Source organism: Staphylococcus sp. HMSC069E10 (genome assembly GCF_001809205.1).
Lineage (GTDB): Bacteria > Bacillota > Bacilli > Staphylococcales > Staphylococcaceae > Staphylococcus > Staphylococcus hominis.
On the sequence record NZ_KV796513.1, the window covers coordinates 1 to 19,829 of the forward strand.

Below are 19,829 nucleotides of genomic sequence, written 5' to 3' on the forward strand. Positions count from 1 at the left end.
CGACGAGCTACCGAACTGCTCCATCCCGCGCCAATATTATTAGCACTTCAAATGAGTACTTAATTAATATATCATTTAAGCCACTGTAATGTCAACACTTTTTTAAAATAATTTTTACAATACGTTAATTATAAATTTAAATAATTATGAGATAATTATTTTTTAATTAGTGCTTTTTTCAATACTTTATTAGTATATATATTAACACCTATATAGTCAATAAAAATTATAAATTAATTTGTGTAAAAAAACGCTACACTTAAAAAATTTTATTTTATGGGATAATTTGGGTATAAAATCTCATAATTATTATTACTCTTTATATTACTATTTGATACTTTCCCGCTCTAACATTATTGTGTCATATATTTTTGCATTTTTTCTTGTAATTCACTGAAAGAAACAAAGCCTTCTTCTTCTAGGAAGTGCCCTCCTTCTTCAACAATTCGAATTGATCCTCCTAAAGCTTGTAATAACTTTTCAGTTTCTTTATAAGATACATGTTCATCATCTTTTGAAGCGAGACCGTGAAAGTGTTTCACCTTTTTCTTAACTTCATCATAATCAATGGTAATATGATCTAAATTAACAGATTCATCGATGTCTTGAGCATCTTCTTTAAATCCAGCAATACTAAAAAAGCCTTCTATTGGACGTTTTAAATCTAATTGTTCAATAAATTTCAAAGCAGCGATTGAACCATAGCCATGTGTTACAACATACGTATCGGGATGATTGATTTTAATTTGTTGTTTCATAGTTTTTAGCCACATATCTAATTTTTTATTATCCGCTTTATCTAAATTAAACAATTGTACATTATATCCTTCGAGTGCTAAGTTATGTTTTAACCATTGATACCAATGATTTTGTGCATTTCCTATTTGTGAATGAACAATAATTACATCTGTCATTTTTTATTCTCCTTTTCTTCTTAATAATGACTATTTATTTTAAAATAAAGCACTTTAAAGAGACAAATGTAACCTCTAAAAAGTGCCTATTTACTATGCTTTATTTATAACTCGTCTATTAATTCTTCAACAGCATTTTTGCCTTGTTGAATACAATCAGGTAAACCTACCGCTTCAAAAGGTGCACCGGTAATGCGTAACCCGTTATATTGACGTTTTACATGATTTTGTATATTGCGAATTTGAGTCATATGACCGATATGATACTGTGGCATACTTTTTGGTAATCGATTCACTATGGTAAAATCTGGATCACCTTTAAACGTCATCATTTTACTTAAATCTCGACGTGCGATATTTACAATTTCTTCATCAGTATGATCATCTACAACCGTATCGCCAGGTTTTCCTACATACGCACGTAATAATACTTTACCTTTTGGTGTAGTAAACGGCCACTTTTTAGTCGTCCAAGTACATGCAGTAATATCAGTATGACTGGTTCTTGCAATGACAAATCCAGTACCATTATAGGTATTTTCGATATTTTTCTCATCAAATGCAAATACAACCGTTGCAACTGTAGTAGAATCCATAGTATTAAAGTATTTAAATGCTGAATCATGATTAAACCATTTCATAAACGTTTGATGCGGTGTCGTAACAAGTAAACCATCAAACGTCTCCCGACTATTATGTGTAACAATCTCATAATTATCATTATGAATATGAATATCTTCTACTGGTGTATTATATTTGAAGTGTACACCTTTTTGTTCAACATTTTTAGCTAGTGCTTCAATAAATGAACTTAGCCCATGTCTAAATTGTTTGAATTGTCCTTTAGGAGCACCTGGATAAAGCTGACGTTTTCTTGTACGTTCGCGTTTTTCATCTTTCATTCCTTTAATTAAACTACCATATGATTCTTCTTTATACTTGAAATTAGGAAATGTACTCATCAAACTTAATTGATCAATATCTGTTCCATAAATTCCTCCCATAAGGGGCTCAATCAAATTTTCCAGCATTTCGTTTCCTAAACGTTTTCTGAAGAATTCACCAACCGAAATATCATTTTCTATTTTAATAGGCGGAATAACTAAATCTAATCCTGCTCTTAATTTTCCTAAAGGGGAAATTAAACGTGTTTTTAAAAAAGGTTTAATATCTGTTGGAATTCCCATAATTGATCCGCCTGGAATAGGATACAATTGGTTCTTAGCAAAAATGTAGGATTGTCCTGTTTGATTCGTAATTAAATCATCTTCAAGACCTATATCTTTTGCTAAATCTGTCATGATCGTTTTTCGACCTAAGTAGGATTCTGGACCAAGTTCAATAGTATAACCATCGCGTCGATAAGTTTGAATTTTACCTCCAGGTCTTGAAGTTGCTTCAAAAATAGTTACATCTATGTCTTCATTGTAATGTTTAAAATAATATGCACTGGCTAGACCTGTAATGCCAGCACCTATAATTGCAACTTTTTTACTCACAACATGTCCCTTCCTTTTTAAAAAACTGTTTTAATTTCGTCGACAATCGCACCTATAAATAACGGATTTGTATTAGGCATTTCTGGTCGATAGTAATTAGCACCAATGTCATCGCAAACAACTTTACACTCATAATCATTATCGTAAAGTACTTCAAGATGTTCACAAACAAATCCAACTGGTGTATAAATAAAGTTTTTATAATGATGTTCATTGTATAATTCCCTTGTTAAATCTTGTACATCAGGTCCTAACCAAGGCGTACCTGTATTACCCTCTGACTGCCAACCTTGCGCTACATGTTTAATATTTGTAGAAGCTTCTAAACGATCCATAGTATCTTTAATTTCATTAGGATAAGGATCATTATTACGTTCTATTAATCCTTTAGGTAAACTGTGCGCAGACACGATTAAAATTGTTTCATCATGTTCTTCTTCTGGAATTTCAGCTAATGTTTCATTTACTTTATTTGTCCAGTATTCAATAAATTTAGATTGTTGATAATAACGTTCAACATGATGTAGTTGTATACCATATTTATCCGCTTCTTCTTTAGCACGTTTATTATATGCACCTACTGAAAAACTTGAATAATGGGGAGCTAATACGACTGTAACAGCCTCTGTAATACCATCATTATGCATTTTTTCAACTGCTTCTTCAATATAAGGAGAAATATGTTTCAATCCTAAATATAATTTAAATTCTACATCATCATATGTTTTATTAAGTGCATCTGTAAGTGCTTTAGCTTGACGATCTGTCGTGCCTGCAAGTGGAGAAAGCCCACCTATAAATTCATAACGATTTTTTAAATCTTGAAGTTCTTCTTCTGTTGGTCTTTTACCATGTCGTATATCTGTGTAATATGGTTCAATATCACTTTCTTTATATGGCGTACCATATGCCATTACTAATAAACCTACTGTTTTAGTCATTCTTAAAACCTTCCCTTTTAAAAATAAATTTTTATGATTCTAATTTTATTTTTGCGTATAGTCATGAACCAGTTGTGTTACTTTTTTAAGTGTATCTGGTTGAACTTCTGGGAAAACGCCATGACCTAAGTTAAATATATGTTTACCTCTTTGCATTCCTTCATCAAGTATTGCTTTAACTCTTTTTTCTAATACATCCCATGGTGCTAGTAGTAATGAAGGATCTAAATTACCTTGTAATGTTTTATTTACACCTAATTGATCCGCTTTCAAAATAGATGTACGCCAGTCTAAACCTAAAACATCAATTGGCAAATCATTCCATTCATTAATGAGATGACTAGCCCCTACACCAAATAATATAACAGGAATATTATGATGTTCTTTAATTCCACGGACTAAACGATCCATAGATGGTTTTATATAATATCGATAATCCTGTACATTAAGTGCGCCTACCCATGAATCAAAAATTTGAATCAATTCTGCACCTGCTTCAACTTGAGCTGTTACATATTTAATTGAAACGTCTACAAGATGATTCATTAAAGCAAACCAAGTCTCTTCATCGCCATACATCATTGCCTTAGTAAATGTGTAGTTTTTAGAAGGTCCACCTTCAATCATATAAGATGCTAATGTAAAGGGAGCACCCGTAAATCCAATTAAAGGTACATTTAACTTTTCTTCAGTTAGAATTTTAATTGTTTCTAACACATAAGGCACATCTCTTTTAGGATCAATTTGAGTTAATTTTTCCACATCTTTCATAGATTTAATGGGATTGTGGATTACAGGACCTATACCAGATTGAATTTCAACATCTACTCCGATAGGTTTAAGTGGTGTCATAATATCTTTATATAACACAGCTGCATCAGTATTGTAATTATCAACAGGTAGATGTGTTACATATGCACAAAGTTCTGGTTGATGTGTAATATCAAAAAGTGAATACTTTTCTTTTAATTTGCGATATTCTGGTTGTGATCTGCCAGCTTGGCGCATAAACCACACAGGTGTGTGTGAGGTTGATTCCCCTTTAATTGTTTGTAAAATTGTATTATTTTTTTTATGCACCATTTTATCCTCCTAAATTAAAATCATTCTTATTCATAATATCACAACATAAAAGATTTCGCGTTTCTTAAATATTAAATGTCATAAAAATGACAAAGCACGTCTATCTATTCTTTAATTTTAAATTTGTAATTATAAGTGAATTGATTTAAATAAATTATTCACAATTTATTTTCTTATTTAAATTATTTATAATAGCTAGTCTTATCATTTAATCGTATAATATACATAAATAAAGGAGGTATGGCTTATGAAAATATATACAACTTATGGAACTTATGACTATTTAAATCAAATTCGTTTAAATCATCCTGAAAATCATCTGTTTATTTATTCAACTAATGATTCTTCAGTCATTATTGAAGAATCCGAAGATAAATCTATACTTAAACACCCTACTACTTATGAAGTTGTTAATGAAATCAATGAGCTTAATCATCAACATTTCTATTCAGCTATCTTCATTCCAAGTTCAGAAGATCATGTCAATCAACTAGAAAAACGTCTTTCGAATTTGAATTTAGATTTCAGTCAATTTGCTGGTTTTAAAAGCTATCGTTTCTTACGACCTGAAGAAGGTACTACTTATAAAATTTACTTTGGCTTCGCTAATCGTCAAACATACGAAGATTTTAAATCATCTGATATGTTTAATGATTATTTTTCTAAAGAAGCATTAAGACATTATTTTGGCTCAAGCAGTCAACATTCAAGTTATTTTGAAAGATATTTATATCCTATTAATGATTAACATAAAAAGAGGAAGCTTAAGTATGTGTTTAATACATCTTAAGTTCCCTCTTTTTTTAATCTCTTAATAAAGTTTCCTGATATTGCAATTTTTTAATCGTACTTCTAATCGTTAACCATCCTACAATAAAGAATACAATTGCAAAAAAGAAGTATTTTATATAAAAGATGATAAAAATGATTGCGAAAATAATACCTATCATAATCATAAGGCGATATAAGAATTTTTCATATCCTTTGATCACTTCACTATCTGATACAGGCCAAACCTGAGGCCATAGTCCATACGCTTGCTGCGTATAAAACTGAGACATTTGCAATAAAATAATATACATAAATAAACTACCAATAATAATAGAAACAAGTGGATGAGACAGCCAAATCATAAGTACAAGTGCAATGACAACAAGTCGAAGAATAATACTTAATGCATCTTTTCCTCTTACAAAACTTCTCACAAATAAATAAAGATACATATTGTGCGAATTAAAACGACGTCCTTTGGGTGTGGGTAAAAGAAAATCTAAATATTTGCGTCTTGCTGCATTTTCTTTTAAATGCTTAACATCTGTAAACATATTTACAAATTTATAATAATTTGTATGATGTCTTTCTTCTACTGAAATCAACTGTTCCCATGGAAATAACGTAAGACTCTTAAATTTAGGTATAAGGTACGCCATGCCAAAGAAAATTATTGTTAATAAAATGGCAAAATATAATTGTTTCCCTAAAATTAGATAATACGTTATAAAATTAAGTGAAAATATTAAGACATTTAATATCCATTGAGACAATCTCGCACGATACCATTGCCATTTTAAGCGTAGTCCTAAAATAGGATGAATAAGCGCTAAAACACTCATCACGATATAAGATACAACTAATTGTTGATTAAGCTTATAAAACAATGGAAATAATACAATTAATAACACTATTTGTAATATTATACGGTTAAAATAACTATATCTTAGGCCTAATTTTATATAATCTTCCATATTCTTCTCAAAAGGAAGCAAAAATAACTTGTCAGCATCTTTTAAAAATGTTCGAAATGGAAAGATTGAAGTTAAAGCAATTACAATACTTGCTAAGAATGCATAATCTATATTTTTAGGAATATGTTGTAACCATTGACCATAACCTAATATGAAGGCTCCTAATAAAATAACTAAGAATACAGTAAAGTGACCATTAAAAATAAATTTATTATAATAATGTTTTTCTTTTTTTATTGCGTCATAACGTTGTTTAAATAATGCTATGGCTTCATTATTCATGTCGTTTGACCACCTTGCGTAACATGGATATAAATATCATCAAGAGTTTGATCTTTAAGACCCGTTTGTTCTCGTAGTTCCTCTAAATTTCCAAAAGCAACCACTTTTCCTTTATCTAAAATAATGAATCGATCACAATATCTTTCAGCAGTTGCAAGAATATGGGTACTCATTAGTACTGTACGCCCTTCATTTTTCTTTTCAACCATCAAATCAAGCATGGATTGTATACCTAATGGATCCAAACCAAGAAATGGTTCATCAATAATATAAAGTTCAGGATCGACAATAAATGCGCATATAATCATTACTTTTTGTTTCATTCCTTTTGAAAAATGGCTAGGAAAAACATTAAGTTCATTTTCAAGTCTAAATGTTTTTAGTAGAGGACGCGCACGTTTCATTGCTTCTTCCTTACTTATTTGATAAGCCATAGCAGTCATGGCTATATGTTCTTCTAATGTTAATTCTTCATAAATGACTGGTGATTCAGGAATATATGATAGTTTACGACGGTAGATTTCGATATCATCATTAATATTGGTATCTGAAATAGAAAGTGTTCCTTCCATTGGCGTTAATAATCCAAGCATGTGCTTAATGGTCGTACTTTTTCCAGCGCCATTGAGACCAATTAATCCTACTATTTCACCTTTTTTTAATTCAAAATTTATATTTTCAATAACAGGACGTTTACCATATCCTCCTGTTAAATGTTCAACTTTAACTGTCATAAGGCACCTCCATGAGTTATATTGTACCAAAATCATTATATAACTACTAAGGTTTGCTATAACTCATTAGCGAATTTTTAAAATAACAATGTTATAATAATGAGTAAAAATAGGTTAAAGGAGTGCATTTAATTATGTCAGAAACTGTTTTTGGTAAAATTCTTACTGGTGAAATTCCAAGCTATAAGGTTTATGAGAACGATTATGTTTATGCATTTTTAGATATTTCTCAAGTTACTAAAGGACACACACTTTTAATTCCGAAGAAAGCTTCTCCTAATATTTTTGAAACTGATGAAGAAACAATGAAACACATTGGAGCTGCTATTCCAAAAGTAGCAAATGCCATTAAAAAAGCATTTCAACCTGATGGATTAAACATTATTCAAAATAATGGTGAATATGCTGATCAGTCAGTATTTCATTTGCATTTCCATTTCCTACCTCGATATAAAAATGATATCGATGGTTTTGGTTATCAATGGGAAACTCATGAAAATGAAATTAGCGATGAACAGAAAAAAGATATTGCTGAACAAATTAAAGCTCAATTTGAATAATTCTGCATATTGAATATCATTTATGGGTAATATAAAATGAAATCAATATGTCAATGTAATAATTATAGTAAGTAGCTTAAGTCAATCGTTACTTACTTCATAAAATGATATGATTTATTCTATAATCGACATAATAGTGAGGAGAATAAAAAATGAAAGTTACACGTGTATTATTTGGTATCGGTGTGGGACTTGCTTCTGGTATTGCTGTATCATGGATGAATCGTGATCAACAAAGATATAATGCTAATGCCTCTGGACAAAAAGTTCCTACTGGTGCTCGCTCAGAATTAGAACGAGAAATCGAAACAATTAAACGTAGTTTCTATAATATTATTGATTATAGTAAGCAAGTGAAAAATGACGGTGTACAACAAGGTAGCGACATTGCTAACGAATTTAAGACTTTAATCGGAGATTTTAAATCTGATATCAATCCTAATATTGAAAAATTAAAATCTCATATTGAAAATCTTCAAAATCGTGGCGAAGAAATTAGTAATACATTTTCAGAAGATAAGAATAATAACAAATAGAACTCTAACATTGAGCTCAATTTGGCTATGAAGAAATTTATATTAATAGATTTCTTTATGGCTTTTTTTATAAATATACAATCTAATATAAAAACATTGCTCTATATTACAATAGCTATTAAAAATTGTCTTGACGATAACTCAAGTTAGTTAGATAATACCTATCGTATATTAAACGACCTATTTTCGAGGTGGAGTTATGTTTTTATGTAAACGTCATATAGATATCCATGCGCGATTTGGTGTTCCAAGAATTGCGTTTTTAAGTATTGTAACAACTATTATTGCGTTTTTAGTTAGTTATGAGATTATGTATTATTTTGTAAAAACGCCTTTATCAGATAAATACTTTTTACTTCTAATATTATTTATCATTCTTATGTACCCTATTCACAAAACAATACATTTATTCTTCTTTTTACCTTATATTCATGCGTTTAGATGGCACAAGTTAAATAAGAAAAAATGGCTTCCTTATTTTAATACGTATGTGAATACGCCTGTCCGCAAGTTTTATTTTTGCATTAATCTTATTTTGCCATTTTTAATAATTACAAGCATTTTAATTTTCCTAACTTATCATTTTCCAAGTTATGGACATTATTTTATGTTCTTATTTGCCTTAAATCTTGGTTTATCAGTTATGGATTTTTTATATTTAAAAATTATTCTTTTTTCAAAAGAAGGACAATTTGTTGAAGAACACCAAACAGGCATTAATTTACTGACAAAAGTGCCATTCCATTCAAAGTTCTAATATATAAAGAAGGGTAATTATAAACGTATTCACTCAAAATTAAAATACAGTCTACTGGTTATTTTGAATATATTAAAAAGTCTATGATATTGAATGATATCGTAGACTTTTTTTAAATTATTTTTCATCTAATACTTTAGTTGTAAATCACCTTTTATTAATTGGTGGAATAATTATATTATGTTATAGTAACTTTGTTAACATACAAAAAGGAGCTATCAACTATGAAAATTATGAATAAACTCATTGTCCCTGTTACAGCAGGTGTTTTATTACTTGGAGGATGTAGTTCTGATTCTACAGATTCTAAAGATAATACATTAATTTCTTCAAAAGCTGGTAATGTAACCGTTAAAGATGTTATGGATAAAATTGGTAAAGATCAAATTGCTAGCACATCATTTAGTATTGAGTTAAATAAAATATTAGCTGATAAATATAAAGACAAAGTAGATACTAAGCGTATCGATGATGATATTAAAAAAGAAGAAAAACAATATGGTGGTAAAGATCAATTTGAAAGTATGCTAAAACAACAGGGTATGACCCTTGATGATTACAAAGAACAGAAAAGACTATCTGCTTACCAAAAACAATTACTTAATGATAAAGTTAAAGTGTCTGACAAAGAAATAAAAGATGATACTAAGAAAGCATCACACATTTTAATTAAAGTTAAATCTGATAGTGATAAAGAAGGTTTATCAGATAAAAAAGCAAAAGCAAAAGCTGAAAAAATTCAAAAAGAAGTTGAAAAAAATCCAAATAAATTTGATGACATTGCCAAAAAAGAATCAATGGATTCTGCTTCAGCTAAAAAAGGCGGGTCATTAGGTTATGTTATTAAAGGACAAATGGTCGATAAATTTGATAAAGCTTTATTTAAACTAAAAGAAGGTCAAATTTCTGACATTGTTAAAACAGAATACGGCTATCACATTATCAAAGCTGATAAAGAAGATGACTTTAATAAACAAAAATCTCAATTAAAAACAAAAATTATTGAACAAAAAGTTCAAAAAAATCCAAAACTATTGACAAATGCTTATAAAGACTTATTGAAAGAATACAACGTAGATTATAAAGATAGCGATATTAAAAAATCTGTAGAAGATACTATACTTAATCCAGAAAAATTAAAAGAACAACAAAGTAGTAGTGCTTCATCAGGATTATCTTCATAATTTTCATAAATCAAAAAGGTCGGAACAATATGTTCCGACCTTTTTTCGTCTATTAATATTAATCTAATTTCTCTGGATTATAAAATTGACGGTTATCCATACCAAAGATTCTTTCAGTAAATTGTCCTTTTTCAGTTTTCTTAAATGCTTTATCGAACATATTCATTTTTGCATCAATATTGTCAATAAAGAATAAAATTTCTGCTTCTTTTAGATGTGGCAATTTAGGAGAACCAAACTCCATTTTTCCATGGTGTGCTAAAATCATATGTCGCAATAACATGACTTCTTCACTATCAATACCAAGTTCTTTTGCCGCCTCAGCAACTTCATCACTTGCTATTGAAATATGTCCAAGCAAATTACCTTCTACCGTATACGTTGTTGCAACTGGTCCACTTAATTCTCTTACTTTACCAATATCGTGTAAAATAATCGCGCTATATAACAAACTTCTATTTAATAATGGGTAGATATCACACAATGATTTTGCAATTTTTAACATCGTTAATACATGATAGCTTAATCCTCCTGCAAAGTTATGATGATGAGAACTTGCTGCAGGATAAGTAAAGAATTTATCTTGATATTTTTTTAATAAATGACGTGTAATACGTTGTAAATGTGCATTTTCAATTTCTAAGATAAAATGTGATAACTCATCTTGAATTTCGTTAGGTGAAAGTGGCGCACCATCTACAAAGTCTTGAGTTTTCACTCCATCTTCTGCTGTTGCTAATCGAAATTGATTGACTTTCATTTGTTTACGGCCACGATAGTTAATAACATCCCCTTTTACCCATACAATTATTTCTGGTTTAAGGATTTTCATATCATCTTTTGTGACAGTCCATAGTTTAGCTTCAATATCTCCACTTTTATCTTGAAGATATAATGTCATATAGTCTTTACCTTGTGCTGTTACACCTTGTGTCGCTCTGTGGATTAAGAAAAAATTCTCCACCGAATCACCAGGATTTAATTTTTCTACGTTTCTCATCGTTTCCCGCCTTCCTCTTTTTTATTTAATATCAGCATTTCTCGAGAAGGAATCGTAGTATCTTTTGTACAAGTAAAGTACAATACTTGATGTTCTTGAGATAATTCTCTTAAATAGTTTAACATCATTGATTTTCTTTGTTTATCAAAATGTACGAATGCATCATCAATGATAATTGGGAATGGATAATATGGTTTCAACACCTTAATTAAACTAAGTCTCAATGAAATATATAGCAACTCTTTCGTTGATTGACTTAATTCAAGTGGATGATACATTTGTCCATTTCGATGTTTAACTTTAATTGAATCATTTTCATAAGTAATTAGATTATATTTACCATCAGTTAATGTTTTGAAAATATTAATGGCTTCATCTATCACATATGGTAGTCGTTTATCTTTAATTTGTTTAATGTGCTCATTAATTAGTGTCTCAAGATAACTTAAGCTCGCCCAATCTTTAGCAATATCATTCATTCTATTTTTTAAATTATAATATTGATGACGCAATTGAGATAGTGTTTTATCTGTTTCCATTTGATTAATACGTGCAGAAAGTTCACTCACTTCAGTTTGTTTCTCCAAATATTTATCATTATAATCATCAACTTGTTGAGCTAACATTTGATCTTCTTCTTCTAATTGAGCAGTTGTTTTTTCACTTAAAACAGAACTATCTTCATAAGAGAATTCGTGATTACTCAAATAAGTAGATAAATCATTGAATCGTGATAGTTGTTGTTGATAACGTTGATAAGCTTCGTAATGTTGATAATACTGCTCTTCATTTTGAACTTCAATATATTTAAACAACTCGTTTATAGTCGTTTTATTTTCATCCAAACGACTTTCTAACTGTTTTAATTCTTTACTTAATAGGGTTAATTGATTTTGCAATTGAGATTTCTTTTCTTTTTTACTTTCATACTGAGAAATCCAACCTTTCAAATCATTAAATAATGAAATTTTATTAAACTCGTCGAAACTATCTTTAGTAACATCTTGAGCATGCTCATAGAAGTTAATTAAATTTTGATTTAACTCTATGTTCTCTAATAATAATTTATTAAGTTGTTTATCATTAACTTTAAGTTGATTCATTGTTTTCAAACTATCTACTAAACGTTCATCTGACATTTTATCAGATACTTTAATGTCTTGTTTGATTTCAGAAATATCCTGTGCTAATGCATCAATTGAAGACTGAATATCTGATAAAATCGAATGTTGATGATTAAGTTTATTAGAAAGTACTGATTTAGTATTATTAGCATTATTCCAACGTTCACGCAATTGGTACTGATCATCTAGATTAAAATCTAAATCGTATTTATCTTCGAGTGCTTTAAGTTGTTGTTCTAAATCACTAATTTCCTCACTAATTGTTTCACTATAATCAATATCTTTATTTTTACTAAAGAATAAACCTACTAAAAATATCACAGTGAGAATTGCAAAAATAATACTAAAAGTGATACTAGTTGTAATAAATGCAAAAATAGTCAAACCAGCACTCATCAAAGCCAAAATGATAAAGCTGATTTTCAACCATTGATATTGCTTTTGTTTTCTTTCTTTTTCTGATTCAAAGGAAGCTTTTAATTTTGAGTATAAACTTTCTTTTTCATGTAATTCTATTTTTTGCTGATTATATTCTTTTTTCTTTTCAAGTGCTGTTTCAGAAACTAGTTCACTTTCTAATAACTTAATTTCCTTTTCAATTTCCTTTTTTTCAATATTATGCTCACCAATCATACGTTCAACTTGTTGCTTTTGATTTAATTGGTGATTATGATTTTTAATTTTTTCACTTATATAATCTTTCATTGTTTCAGAAGTATCCGCTTCATGATAAACTTCATTCCAACCGATATCATCTTTTAATGTTTGCTGAGAACGTTCGAAAGTTTCTATTTCCTTTTTTAAAGCCTTAGCTTTTAATTCAGATTGCTTGATATCACTCTCTTGTTGATAAAGATGATACATATCACTCACAGTTCTATCATCAGGCATCTGAATTAAATTAAATTCATTTTCTAGTTGTCTTATCTTCTCATCCCTTAATCCTATATCTCGATCAAGTGATTGTTTATATTTTAATGCAGTTTCATATCGTTCAATACCTTGCTCTGGGAATTTCAACGGTTCGATATTTAAATGATGCTCAAGCGATTTCCATTCTTGCGCATGAGCATGAAGTCCTAACTGCTTTTGCTTATTTTCATGCATTTTTGATAATTGCTTAAGATTTTCTTTTAAATGAGAAAGATGGCGTTCTGATTTATCTTTTTCATCTATAAGACGTTGATATTCGTCTAATTTGGTTTCTTCATCTCTTATTTGTGCTTCTAATTGTTTTAGTTCTTCAATTTGTTGATTTAGAATTGGGTTCTTTCCAGCTTTTTTATAAAGCGTAGTTTTTTTCTGATTAACAATTTGCCCCATAGATGTAAATTCAGAAGATCCTAAAGCACCAGCTTCTAATAAATAGCTTTGTAATTGTTGTTCATCTAAATTTCGATGTATATCTTGTAAACCAAGTACATTAAATGAAAATATTCCTTGATATGTCTTTTTTGAAATATAGTTTAATTTCTTCTTAAGCCATGCTTCATCTCTTATCAATCCATTTTCTAAATAAACTTTTACGTCACCTTGAGCACTACCTTTTACACGCTCAACTTCAATTTCTGATTTGTCATCTAAAATAAGCGTTAGCTTGCCCCCATACTGATTTCCCAATCTAGGTTCTAAACGCGGTTCTTTTTCTTTCTTTGTGGGAAAACCAAATAAAATTGAATGAATAAATGATTGTATGGTTGATTTACCTGCTTCATTTTCCCCATAAATTTCGGTAAAAGTCTGATTTAATTCAATCTTACGTTGTACGAATTGACCATAACCGTATATTTCAAGTGATTTAATAATCAATTTCTTCACCTCTCATATCTGCTTTCAATATTTTCTCAGCTCGATGAATGAGTTTTGCCTTATTGAAAGTGGTGTAGTCTTCTAAATATTTTGAAGCTCTTGGATTTAAATATAAATCTGTCATTGCCTCTTCAAACACTTTGTCATCGTTTATGAGTTCATTAGAAAATTCATTTATAAGAGGTGTTTCTTCATTCTGTATATAATTAAGAATCATATCTTCAATGACAATAAAATCATGTTCATTTTCTTCATATTCACTAATCATTTCTCTTATTTGAAGAATATCTTGTGTTGATAAAATTTTGTCATTATCTATATTAATCGTCAATCTATAAAATGCTTTACCTTGTTCACGAACTTGTTTCTTAAACTTTTGAATTTCCTCATAGATACCTTGTTTTGAAATTTTATCAGTCTTAATTGTAGCTTCTTCAAAACGTATAAACTGAGTTGGGATAAAAGTTGTTTCAAGATGTAGATGATCCCCTTCTACAAGCAAACAACCTTTAGTTCCTAATTCACCAAAGTGACGACCTTGAATGTTACCTGAATAGTGAATAGGCGGCATATCACTTAGTTCTTGACGTTGATGAATGTGACCGAGTGCCCAATAATGATACAGTTTATGATTAAGATCTTCTAACATAAATTCAGTATAACGCTGTTTTATGTTAGATTTACTATAAGTTCCATGAAGCATTCCTATATGTATACCATTACTTCCTTGACTAGATGGATATTCATCAATTTTATTTTCATAACTTGTATTGTTTTGATAACTAAAACCATGAATATAAATTTGTTCTCCAGCTTTGGTAATCGCTTGATAGGTTTCAACACGATTTGAAAATACTGATACATTATTAGGCCAATTATCTGTAATTCTAGTTGTTAAAGGATCATGATTCCCATGACATATGTATACAAATATTTGTTCTTTTTCTAGACGTTTAAATTGCTCTTTTAAAAAAATTTCAGCACGTAATGTGCGATTTTCACTATCAAATAAATCTCCTACAATTAACATAAAATCAACATCTTCTTTTAATGCTACATCTACAATTTTTTTAAAGCTCTCATAGGCACTTTTTTGTACATCTTCGAAAATACTTGTCGATAATTGTTGTTTAGATTTAAAAGGGCTATCAAGATGCAAATCTGCACAGTGAATAAATTTAACCATTAATTTAAGCTCCTTAATTGTTTGATAAGGTATCTTTATGTATTACTATATTTTACCATATCTTATGAATATGGGTCGATGAACTTTGACATAAAAAAACTACGCGATTTTATGAAAAAATCGCGTAGTGTCCATTACTTAAATTATTAATTAGTCAACGTAAATTTCGTCTAAAGGTTTTACAATAATTTGATTAATTTCTTGGAAAACTTGACTCATTTTTTGTTCTGCTTGCATTAATTGTGAAATATTTTCATCTTTTTCAATAGCTTGAGCTTGTTCTTGAGCTTTAGCTAATTCTTCTTCAGGAATTTCTTGACCTTGCATTTGTTTTTGTTGGAAATTCATTTGAGTTTCACGGAACTCATCGAATAATTTTTTAGATTCTTCATTTTCTTTAACTTTAGCAAAAGCATCTTTAATAGCTTTGTATTCATCACTATCTCTTAATGCTTGTTCTAGTTGATTTGCATAATCATATAAATTTACTGCCATTTTAAATTGCACTCCTTCGTGTAATAATGATGTTTTGACAACTCTTTAATACCATAACATATTATGATTAGTTATACAAAAATTGCGATTAAACCTTGGAAAAGACCAATCATACCACCTAAAATAAATCCTAATAAGGTAATTAATTTTAATTCTTTATTAGCAATTTCAATAATCAACTTTTCAATGTAATCTAAATCAAATGTATTGATTTGATCTTCTACTAGTTTACGTAGATTAATTTTTTGCATTATCGTTGAGAGATGTTTGGATGCTTGACTAATAATAAGTTGTGTAACTTTATCTGATAACGTTGTCTCTAAATATTGCATTAATCTTGGTGATAGTTGATTAAGTGGTTTATCTATTTTTTCATTTAAATTTAAATATGAAGTAATAAGTAATGTAACTGAGTCTGATAGTTTTGAAAATTGAGCCTCATCAATGATTTTCTTAAGTGATTGTCGTTTCAGCGTCTCATATTCATTATCAATCACTTGGTTTACAATACGTTTTGCTTTAGGATGATTGGTTAAACGAATCAATTCATGTTGGATTCTATCTGCAATACTTTCTTTTGTCATAAACATTTGTAGTAATCCAACGATTTTACCTTTTTCATTAAAAAATGTATCGAGCATGTCATAAATATCACGAGCGCCTTTATCAGATGACAGATAAACACGAGCTCTTTCGCATAATAAATCTCCTAATGGCTCGACTTTCTTATCAATCATTCGCTTAGTTTCTTTTGGTAGTAACTTAATCACTTCTTCATTTCGATGTTCATTATAAAAAGCTAATAGCTTTTGTGAAATTGTATCTTCTAATTTCTCATTGACTAAGTAATCTATTTTAACATCAAACTTCTCAGCAAAGTAACGAATTGTAGCTTGATCACTTTTTAATTTCGCTATTTGCTCCTTAACTAATTCATTAATTGTTTCTTTAGTTTTCGTTTCATTTAGTTTGTTGTGAATCAAAGTTTCTGTAATGAGATGTTCTTCAATCACTTGCCCTATCTTTGTAGCTATTTCATCTCTTCTTTTAGGTATTAAACCAGGTGTAAATGGAATTCGCATATTAAATATATAATGAGCTTTATAGGGATGAAACAACATTCTAATAGCTATAACATTCGTGACACCACCAATGATTGCTCCTATTACTATCATAAAGATGACTACTAATACTGCTTGCATTTAAATAACTCCTTAATTTTTATATAAGCAATAGCAAAATTATACCATGACAAATGTAAACTGCATAACTTAATAGTTCAACGTACATTTATATTTACAAATTTTTGAAATAAAAAAATAATGAATTCATCGCAAAATTACAGTGAATTCATTATTAATTGAAAATAGTGATTCAGTTGAAGGTCAACTCTTCTATCACTATATCTTATTTATATTAAAATTAAACGTGCATTAATTCTTCTTTAGCATTTCTATTAAAGTAAGTTTCTGCTTCTCTTAATTTAGATGTTCCAAAAATAGGTTGTTTTTCAGGATTAAGCACTCTGTAGATATTACTTACTTTATTACTTTGTAAAATAAATCCATTACGCGTTTCCATTGTATTCCAATAAATATCACTTGTTGTAGAATGATTAGGATATGCACAATGGTTTCTTGAAATTGTTTGTACAATTTCTAATGGATCGCAACCAAATGTGTTATTTAAAACATCTGAATCTCTAAATAAAGCACAAATTGATACACAAGTTGTCCAATTTGGTAATACACGTTCTTTTTCGATTTGAACAAGTGTTTTTTTAGAAAGACCTATTGTTTGTGCCATAGTATCTTGTGTGTATCCTGCTTCAATACGCACCATTTTAAATTTTGTTTGAATTAAATCTGTAAAACTCTGTCTATCCATTACTCTTCTCTACCTTTCTAATAGGAGTTATTTTATCCGGACGCAAGAAATTGCAATAATACACATTTCTTGAAACACAAATTACATCTTAATATATTTTCAATAAAATGAAAAGAGAAATTTTTGTTTTTACGTATAATTTTATAAATGGCAAAATTATCAAAATAATTAAACTAATAAAACAAGTCATTTGTCTATCATTATCATATTTTAAAATTACCGTTTTTATTTTTAATAGATCTATTCAATTTATATTAATTTATTTTCAATAGCATATATAGCAGCTTGTGTTCGATCTGAAACTTGTAATTTATTAAATATATGACTGACATGTGTTTTAACTGTTTTCTCAGATACAAATAAACTTTTTGCAATGTCTTTATTTGTCTTACCTTTCACCATCTCTTTTAATACTTCCATCTCTCTTTTAGATAATTTATTATTAAAGTGTGGTTTTTCATGCATTGCATCAATTACATTTTTAGCTTTTGGATGTATTATTTTCTCATTATTTAATACTTTAGTAATAGTAGCAATCAGCTTTTGTGGTTCAACATCTTTAATTTCATAACCATCAGCACCTTCATTAATGGCAGACATAACATATTCATCATCCACATAACTTGTAAGCACTAACACTTTTATGTATGGGTAATATTTTTTTATATAATGCGTCACTTCGATACCATTCATTTTAGGCATAACTAAATCTAATAATACTAAATCAGGCATATTATTCTCATTTAAATATTTAATAAATGCGTCACCATCAGAAAAACTTGCTTGTATATCTAAACCCTCAACTGTTGAAATTAGAAATTCTAGTCCTTGTCTAACAATGTGATGATCATCGATTAAAACGATACTTGCCAAATTTATCACCTACTTTAAATTGGAATATTAAGATAAATAGTTGTCCCCATTTGTTTATCTGATTGTATGTTAAATTCTCCGTCTAAACTATGAATACGTTGCTTGATATTTTTTAGACCATGCGTCGTTTGATTTAAGTCATCACTCACATTAAATCCTTTTCCATCATCATAAATTTTAATATATAATTGATGTTCATTTTGTTGCATGTTAATAGATACTTGATTCGTTTGTGCATGTTTCTTCGTATTATTTAAAGCTTCTTGAAGCATTCGGTACACATTTTCTTCAACTAAATTGGATAATTTAATCAATCCTCTTACTTCGATGTTTAATTTTAAATCTAACATATTCGCATAATGTTGAATCGCATTCACTAACCCATGTTCTAAACCAATTGGCTTAAGTTGCCAAATTAACGCACGCATTTCATTTACTGCGTTTTGACTTGTATCTTCAATCATCTTAAATGCTTTTTTAGCTGTTTTATCCTCTGTGATATCATGTGCAGCATGAGCTGTTAGTTTTAATGAAAAAAGCATTTGGTTAACTGAATCATGTAAATCACGCGCTAGTCGATTTCGTTCACTTATTCGTGCTGCTTCTTTTTCTTGGTCTGTTAAGTATATACGTTTAATTGCAGAACCTATTTGTAAAGCTACTGATTCTAGTAACTCTAAATCGTCTTGACTATATACTACAGTATGAGGTGTCGCGACATTTAATAATCCATACTGTTCATCTCCTGATCTAAGTGGTACTGTCGCATGATGCGTAATAAGATAATCATCTTTTTCACTTTCTTGATTAGCTAAATTGATTCTTGAACAATTTATAATATTAGATGCTTTTGTTAAATTTTTATGATGATAAGCATTGACACACCAACACGTACCATTATTTAAATACTTACAATTATTATTTTTTAATGAATGAGGTAAATCAGTGCTAGCTACAAGTTCTTGTTCACCTTTTTTATTGATTAAAAAAATCCAACCTGTTGTAAAACTGCTACCATTGATTAAATAATCTAATACTTTATTCATCATATTATATAATTCAGTTTCTTCATTAAGATATTCTGCAATTTCTTTTAATAATGCTAAACGTGTCGGTTTTTCCATATTTTCGCCCCATTTTGTTATTTTGCGTTTATTATTATATCGTTTATTTTTAAAATTTAAAAATAGACTAATGAAAACAATTATAATTATCATTGT

At 29.1% G+C, this 19,829-nt stretch carries 19 protein-coding genes; 5 read left to right on the forward strand and 14 right to left on the reverse strand.

The window, feature by feature from the left end; genetic code table 11:
• Positions 1 to 353 precede the first annotated feature (353 nt).
• From HMPREF2561_RS10375 to hemE, 4 genes are all read right to left on the reverse strand, one after another.
• The gene (locus HMPREF2561_RS10375) at positions 354 to 914 is read right to left on the reverse strand and encodes an RBBP9/YdeN family alpha/beta hydrolase (protein WP_017176379.1); all 561 of its coding nucleotides are present in this window, start codon (positions 912 to 914) and stop codon (positions 354 to 356) included.
• A 104-nt stretch (positions 915 to 1,018) separates the two neighbouring features.
• On the reverse strand, positions 1,019 to 2,413 hold the full coding sequence (gene hemY, locus HMPREF2561_RS10380; protein WP_048682829.1) for a protoporphyrinogen oxidase: 1,395 nt from the start codon (positions 2,411 to 2,413) through the stop codon (positions 1,019 to 1,021).
• Between the two features lie 17 nt (positions 2,414 to 2,430).
• Positions 2,431 to 3,354 (reverse strand): ferrochelatase, encoded by a 924-nt coding sequence (gene hemH, locus HMPREF2561_RS10385; RefSeq protein ID WP_069723826.1) that lies wholly within the window; start codon positions 3,352 to 3,354, stop codon positions 2,431 to 2,433.
• Between the two features lie 45 nt (positions 3,355 to 3,399).
• Positions 3,400 to 4,437: a uroporphyrinogen decarboxylase gene (hemE, locus tag HMPREF2561_RS10390; protein WP_017176382.1), complete on the reverse strand. Its 1,038-nt coding sequence runs from the start codon at positions 4,435 to 4,437 to the stop codon at positions 3,400 to 3,402.
• Positions 4,438 to 4,684: 247 nt separating this feature from the next.
• On the opposite strand from hemE, the gene HMPREF2561_RS10395 reads away from it, so the two are divergent.
• The gene (locus HMPREF2561_RS10395; RefSeq protein ID WP_017176383.1) at positions 4,685 to 5,185 is read left to right on the forward strand and encodes an antibiotic biosynthesis monooxygenase; all 501 of its coding nucleotides are present in this window, start codon (positions 4,685 to 4,687) and stop codon (positions 5,183 to 5,185) included.
• Between the two features lie 55 nt (positions 5,186 to 5,240).
• Here HMPREF2561_RS10395 and HMPREF2561_RS10400 read toward each other — a convergent pair whose 3' ends face one another.
• Positions 5,241 to 6,464: an ABC transporter permease EcsB gene (locus HMPREF2561_RS10400; protein WP_017176384.1), complete on the reverse strand. Its 1,224-nt coding sequence runs from the start codon at positions 6,462 to 6,464 to the stop codon at positions 5,241 to 5,243.
• Positions 6,461 to 7,198 (reverse strand): ABC transporter ATP-binding protein EcsA, encoded by a 738-nt coding sequence (locus HMPREF2561_RS10405; protein WP_048761762.1) that lies wholly within the window; start codon positions 7,196 to 7,198, stop codon positions 6,461 to 6,463. The genes HMPREF2561_RS10400 and HMPREF2561_RS10405 overlap by 4 nt, the downstream gene beginning before the upstream one ends.
• Before the next feature lie 134 nt (positions 7,199 to 7,332).
• Between HMPREF2561_RS10405 and HMPREF2561_RS10410 the strand changes: the two genes are divergently transcribed.
• From HMPREF2561_RS10410 to HMPREF2561_RS10425, 4 genes are all read left to right on the forward strand, one after another.
• Positions 7,333 to 7,758, forward strand: a complete 426-nt coding sequence (locus HMPREF2561_RS10410) for an HIT family protein (RefSeq protein ID WP_017176386.1) — start codon at positions 7,333 to 7,335, stop codon at positions 7,756 to 7,758.
• A 152-nt stretch (positions 7,759 to 7,910) separates the two neighbouring features.
• On the forward strand, positions 7,911 to 8,294 hold the full coding sequence (locus HMPREF2561_RS10415; RefSeq protein ID WP_002449632.1) for a YtxH domain-containing protein: 384 nt from the start codon (positions 7,911 to 7,913) through the stop codon (positions 8,292 to 8,294).
• Positions 8,295 to 8,493: 199 nt separating this feature from the next.
• Positions 8,494 to 9,051, forward strand: a complete 558-nt coding sequence (locus HMPREF2561_RS10420) for a DUF3267 domain-containing protein (protein ID WP_017176387.1) — start codon at positions 8,494 to 8,496, stop codon at positions 9,049 to 9,051.
• Positions 9,052 to 9,275: 224 nt separating this feature from the next.
• A complete protein-coding gene (locus tag HMPREF2561_RS10425) occupies positions 9,276 to 10,235 on the forward strand; it encodes a peptidylprolyl isomerase PrsA (protein ID WP_017176388.1) in 960 nt (319 codons plus the stop codon).
• A 58-nt stretch (positions 10,236 to 10,293) separates the two neighbouring features.
• Here HMPREF2561_RS10425 and yhaM read toward each other — a convergent pair whose 3' ends face one another.
• From yhaM to HMPREF2561_RS10465, 8 genes are all read right to left on the reverse strand, one after another.
• Positions 10,294 to 11,235 (reverse strand): 3'-5' exoribonuclease YhaM, encoded by a 942-nt coding sequence (gene yhaM / locus HMPREF2561_RS10430; RefSeq protein WP_017176389.1) that lies wholly within the window; start codon positions 11,233 to 11,235, stop codon positions 10,294 to 10,296.
• Complete coding sequence (locus HMPREF2561_RS10435) at positions 11,232 to 14,168, reverse strand: AAA family ATPase (RefSeq protein WP_017176390.1); 2,937 nt, start codon at positions 14,166 to 14,168, stop codon at positions 11,232 to 11,234. Before HMPREF2561_RS10435 ends, yhaM begins: the two co-directional genes overlap by 4 nt.
• Positions 14,158 to 15,354, reverse strand: a complete 1,197-nt coding sequence (locus HMPREF2561_RS10440) for a DNA repair exonuclease (protein ID WP_048682396.1) — start codon at positions 15,352 to 15,354, stop codon at positions 14,158 to 14,160. The genes HMPREF2561_RS10435 and HMPREF2561_RS10440 overlap by 11 nt, the downstream gene beginning before the upstream one ends.
• Before the next feature lie 150 nt (positions 15,355 to 15,504).
• Positions 15,505 to 15,849 (reverse strand): YlbF/YmcA family competence regulator, encoded by a 345-nt coding sequence (locus HMPREF2561_RS10445; protein WP_017176392.1) that lies wholly within the window; start codon positions 15,847 to 15,849, stop codon positions 15,505 to 15,507.
• A 71-nt stretch (positions 15,850 to 15,920) separates the two neighbouring features.
• Positions 15,921 to 17,051, reverse strand: a complete 1,131-nt coding sequence (locus HMPREF2561_RS10450) for a DUF445 domain-containing protein (RefSeq protein ID WP_017176393.1) — start codon at positions 17,049 to 17,051, stop codon at positions 15,921 to 15,923.
• A 220-nt stretch (positions 17,052 to 17,271) separates the two neighbouring features.
• The gene (locus HMPREF2561_RS10455; RefSeq protein WP_002449642.1) at positions 17,272 to 17,736 is read right to left on the reverse strand and encodes an XRE family transcriptional regulator XdrA; all 465 of its coding nucleotides are present in this window, start codon (positions 17,734 to 17,736) and stop codon (positions 17,272 to 17,274) included.
• 249 nt (positions 17,737 to 17,985) lie between these two features.
• Complete coding sequence (locus tag HMPREF2561_RS10460) at positions 17,986 to 18,609, reverse strand: response regulator (RefSeq protein WP_017176394.1); 624 nt, start codon at positions 18,607 to 18,609, stop codon at positions 17,986 to 17,988.
• A gap of 14 nt (positions 18,610 to 18,623) precedes the next feature.
• Entirely contained in the window at positions 18,624 to 19,733 is a 1,110-nt protein-coding gene (locus tag HMPREF2561_RS10465; protein WP_017176395.1) for a GAF domain-containing sensor histidine kinase, read from the reverse strand.
• Positions 19,734 to 19,829 lie beyond the last annotated feature (96 nt).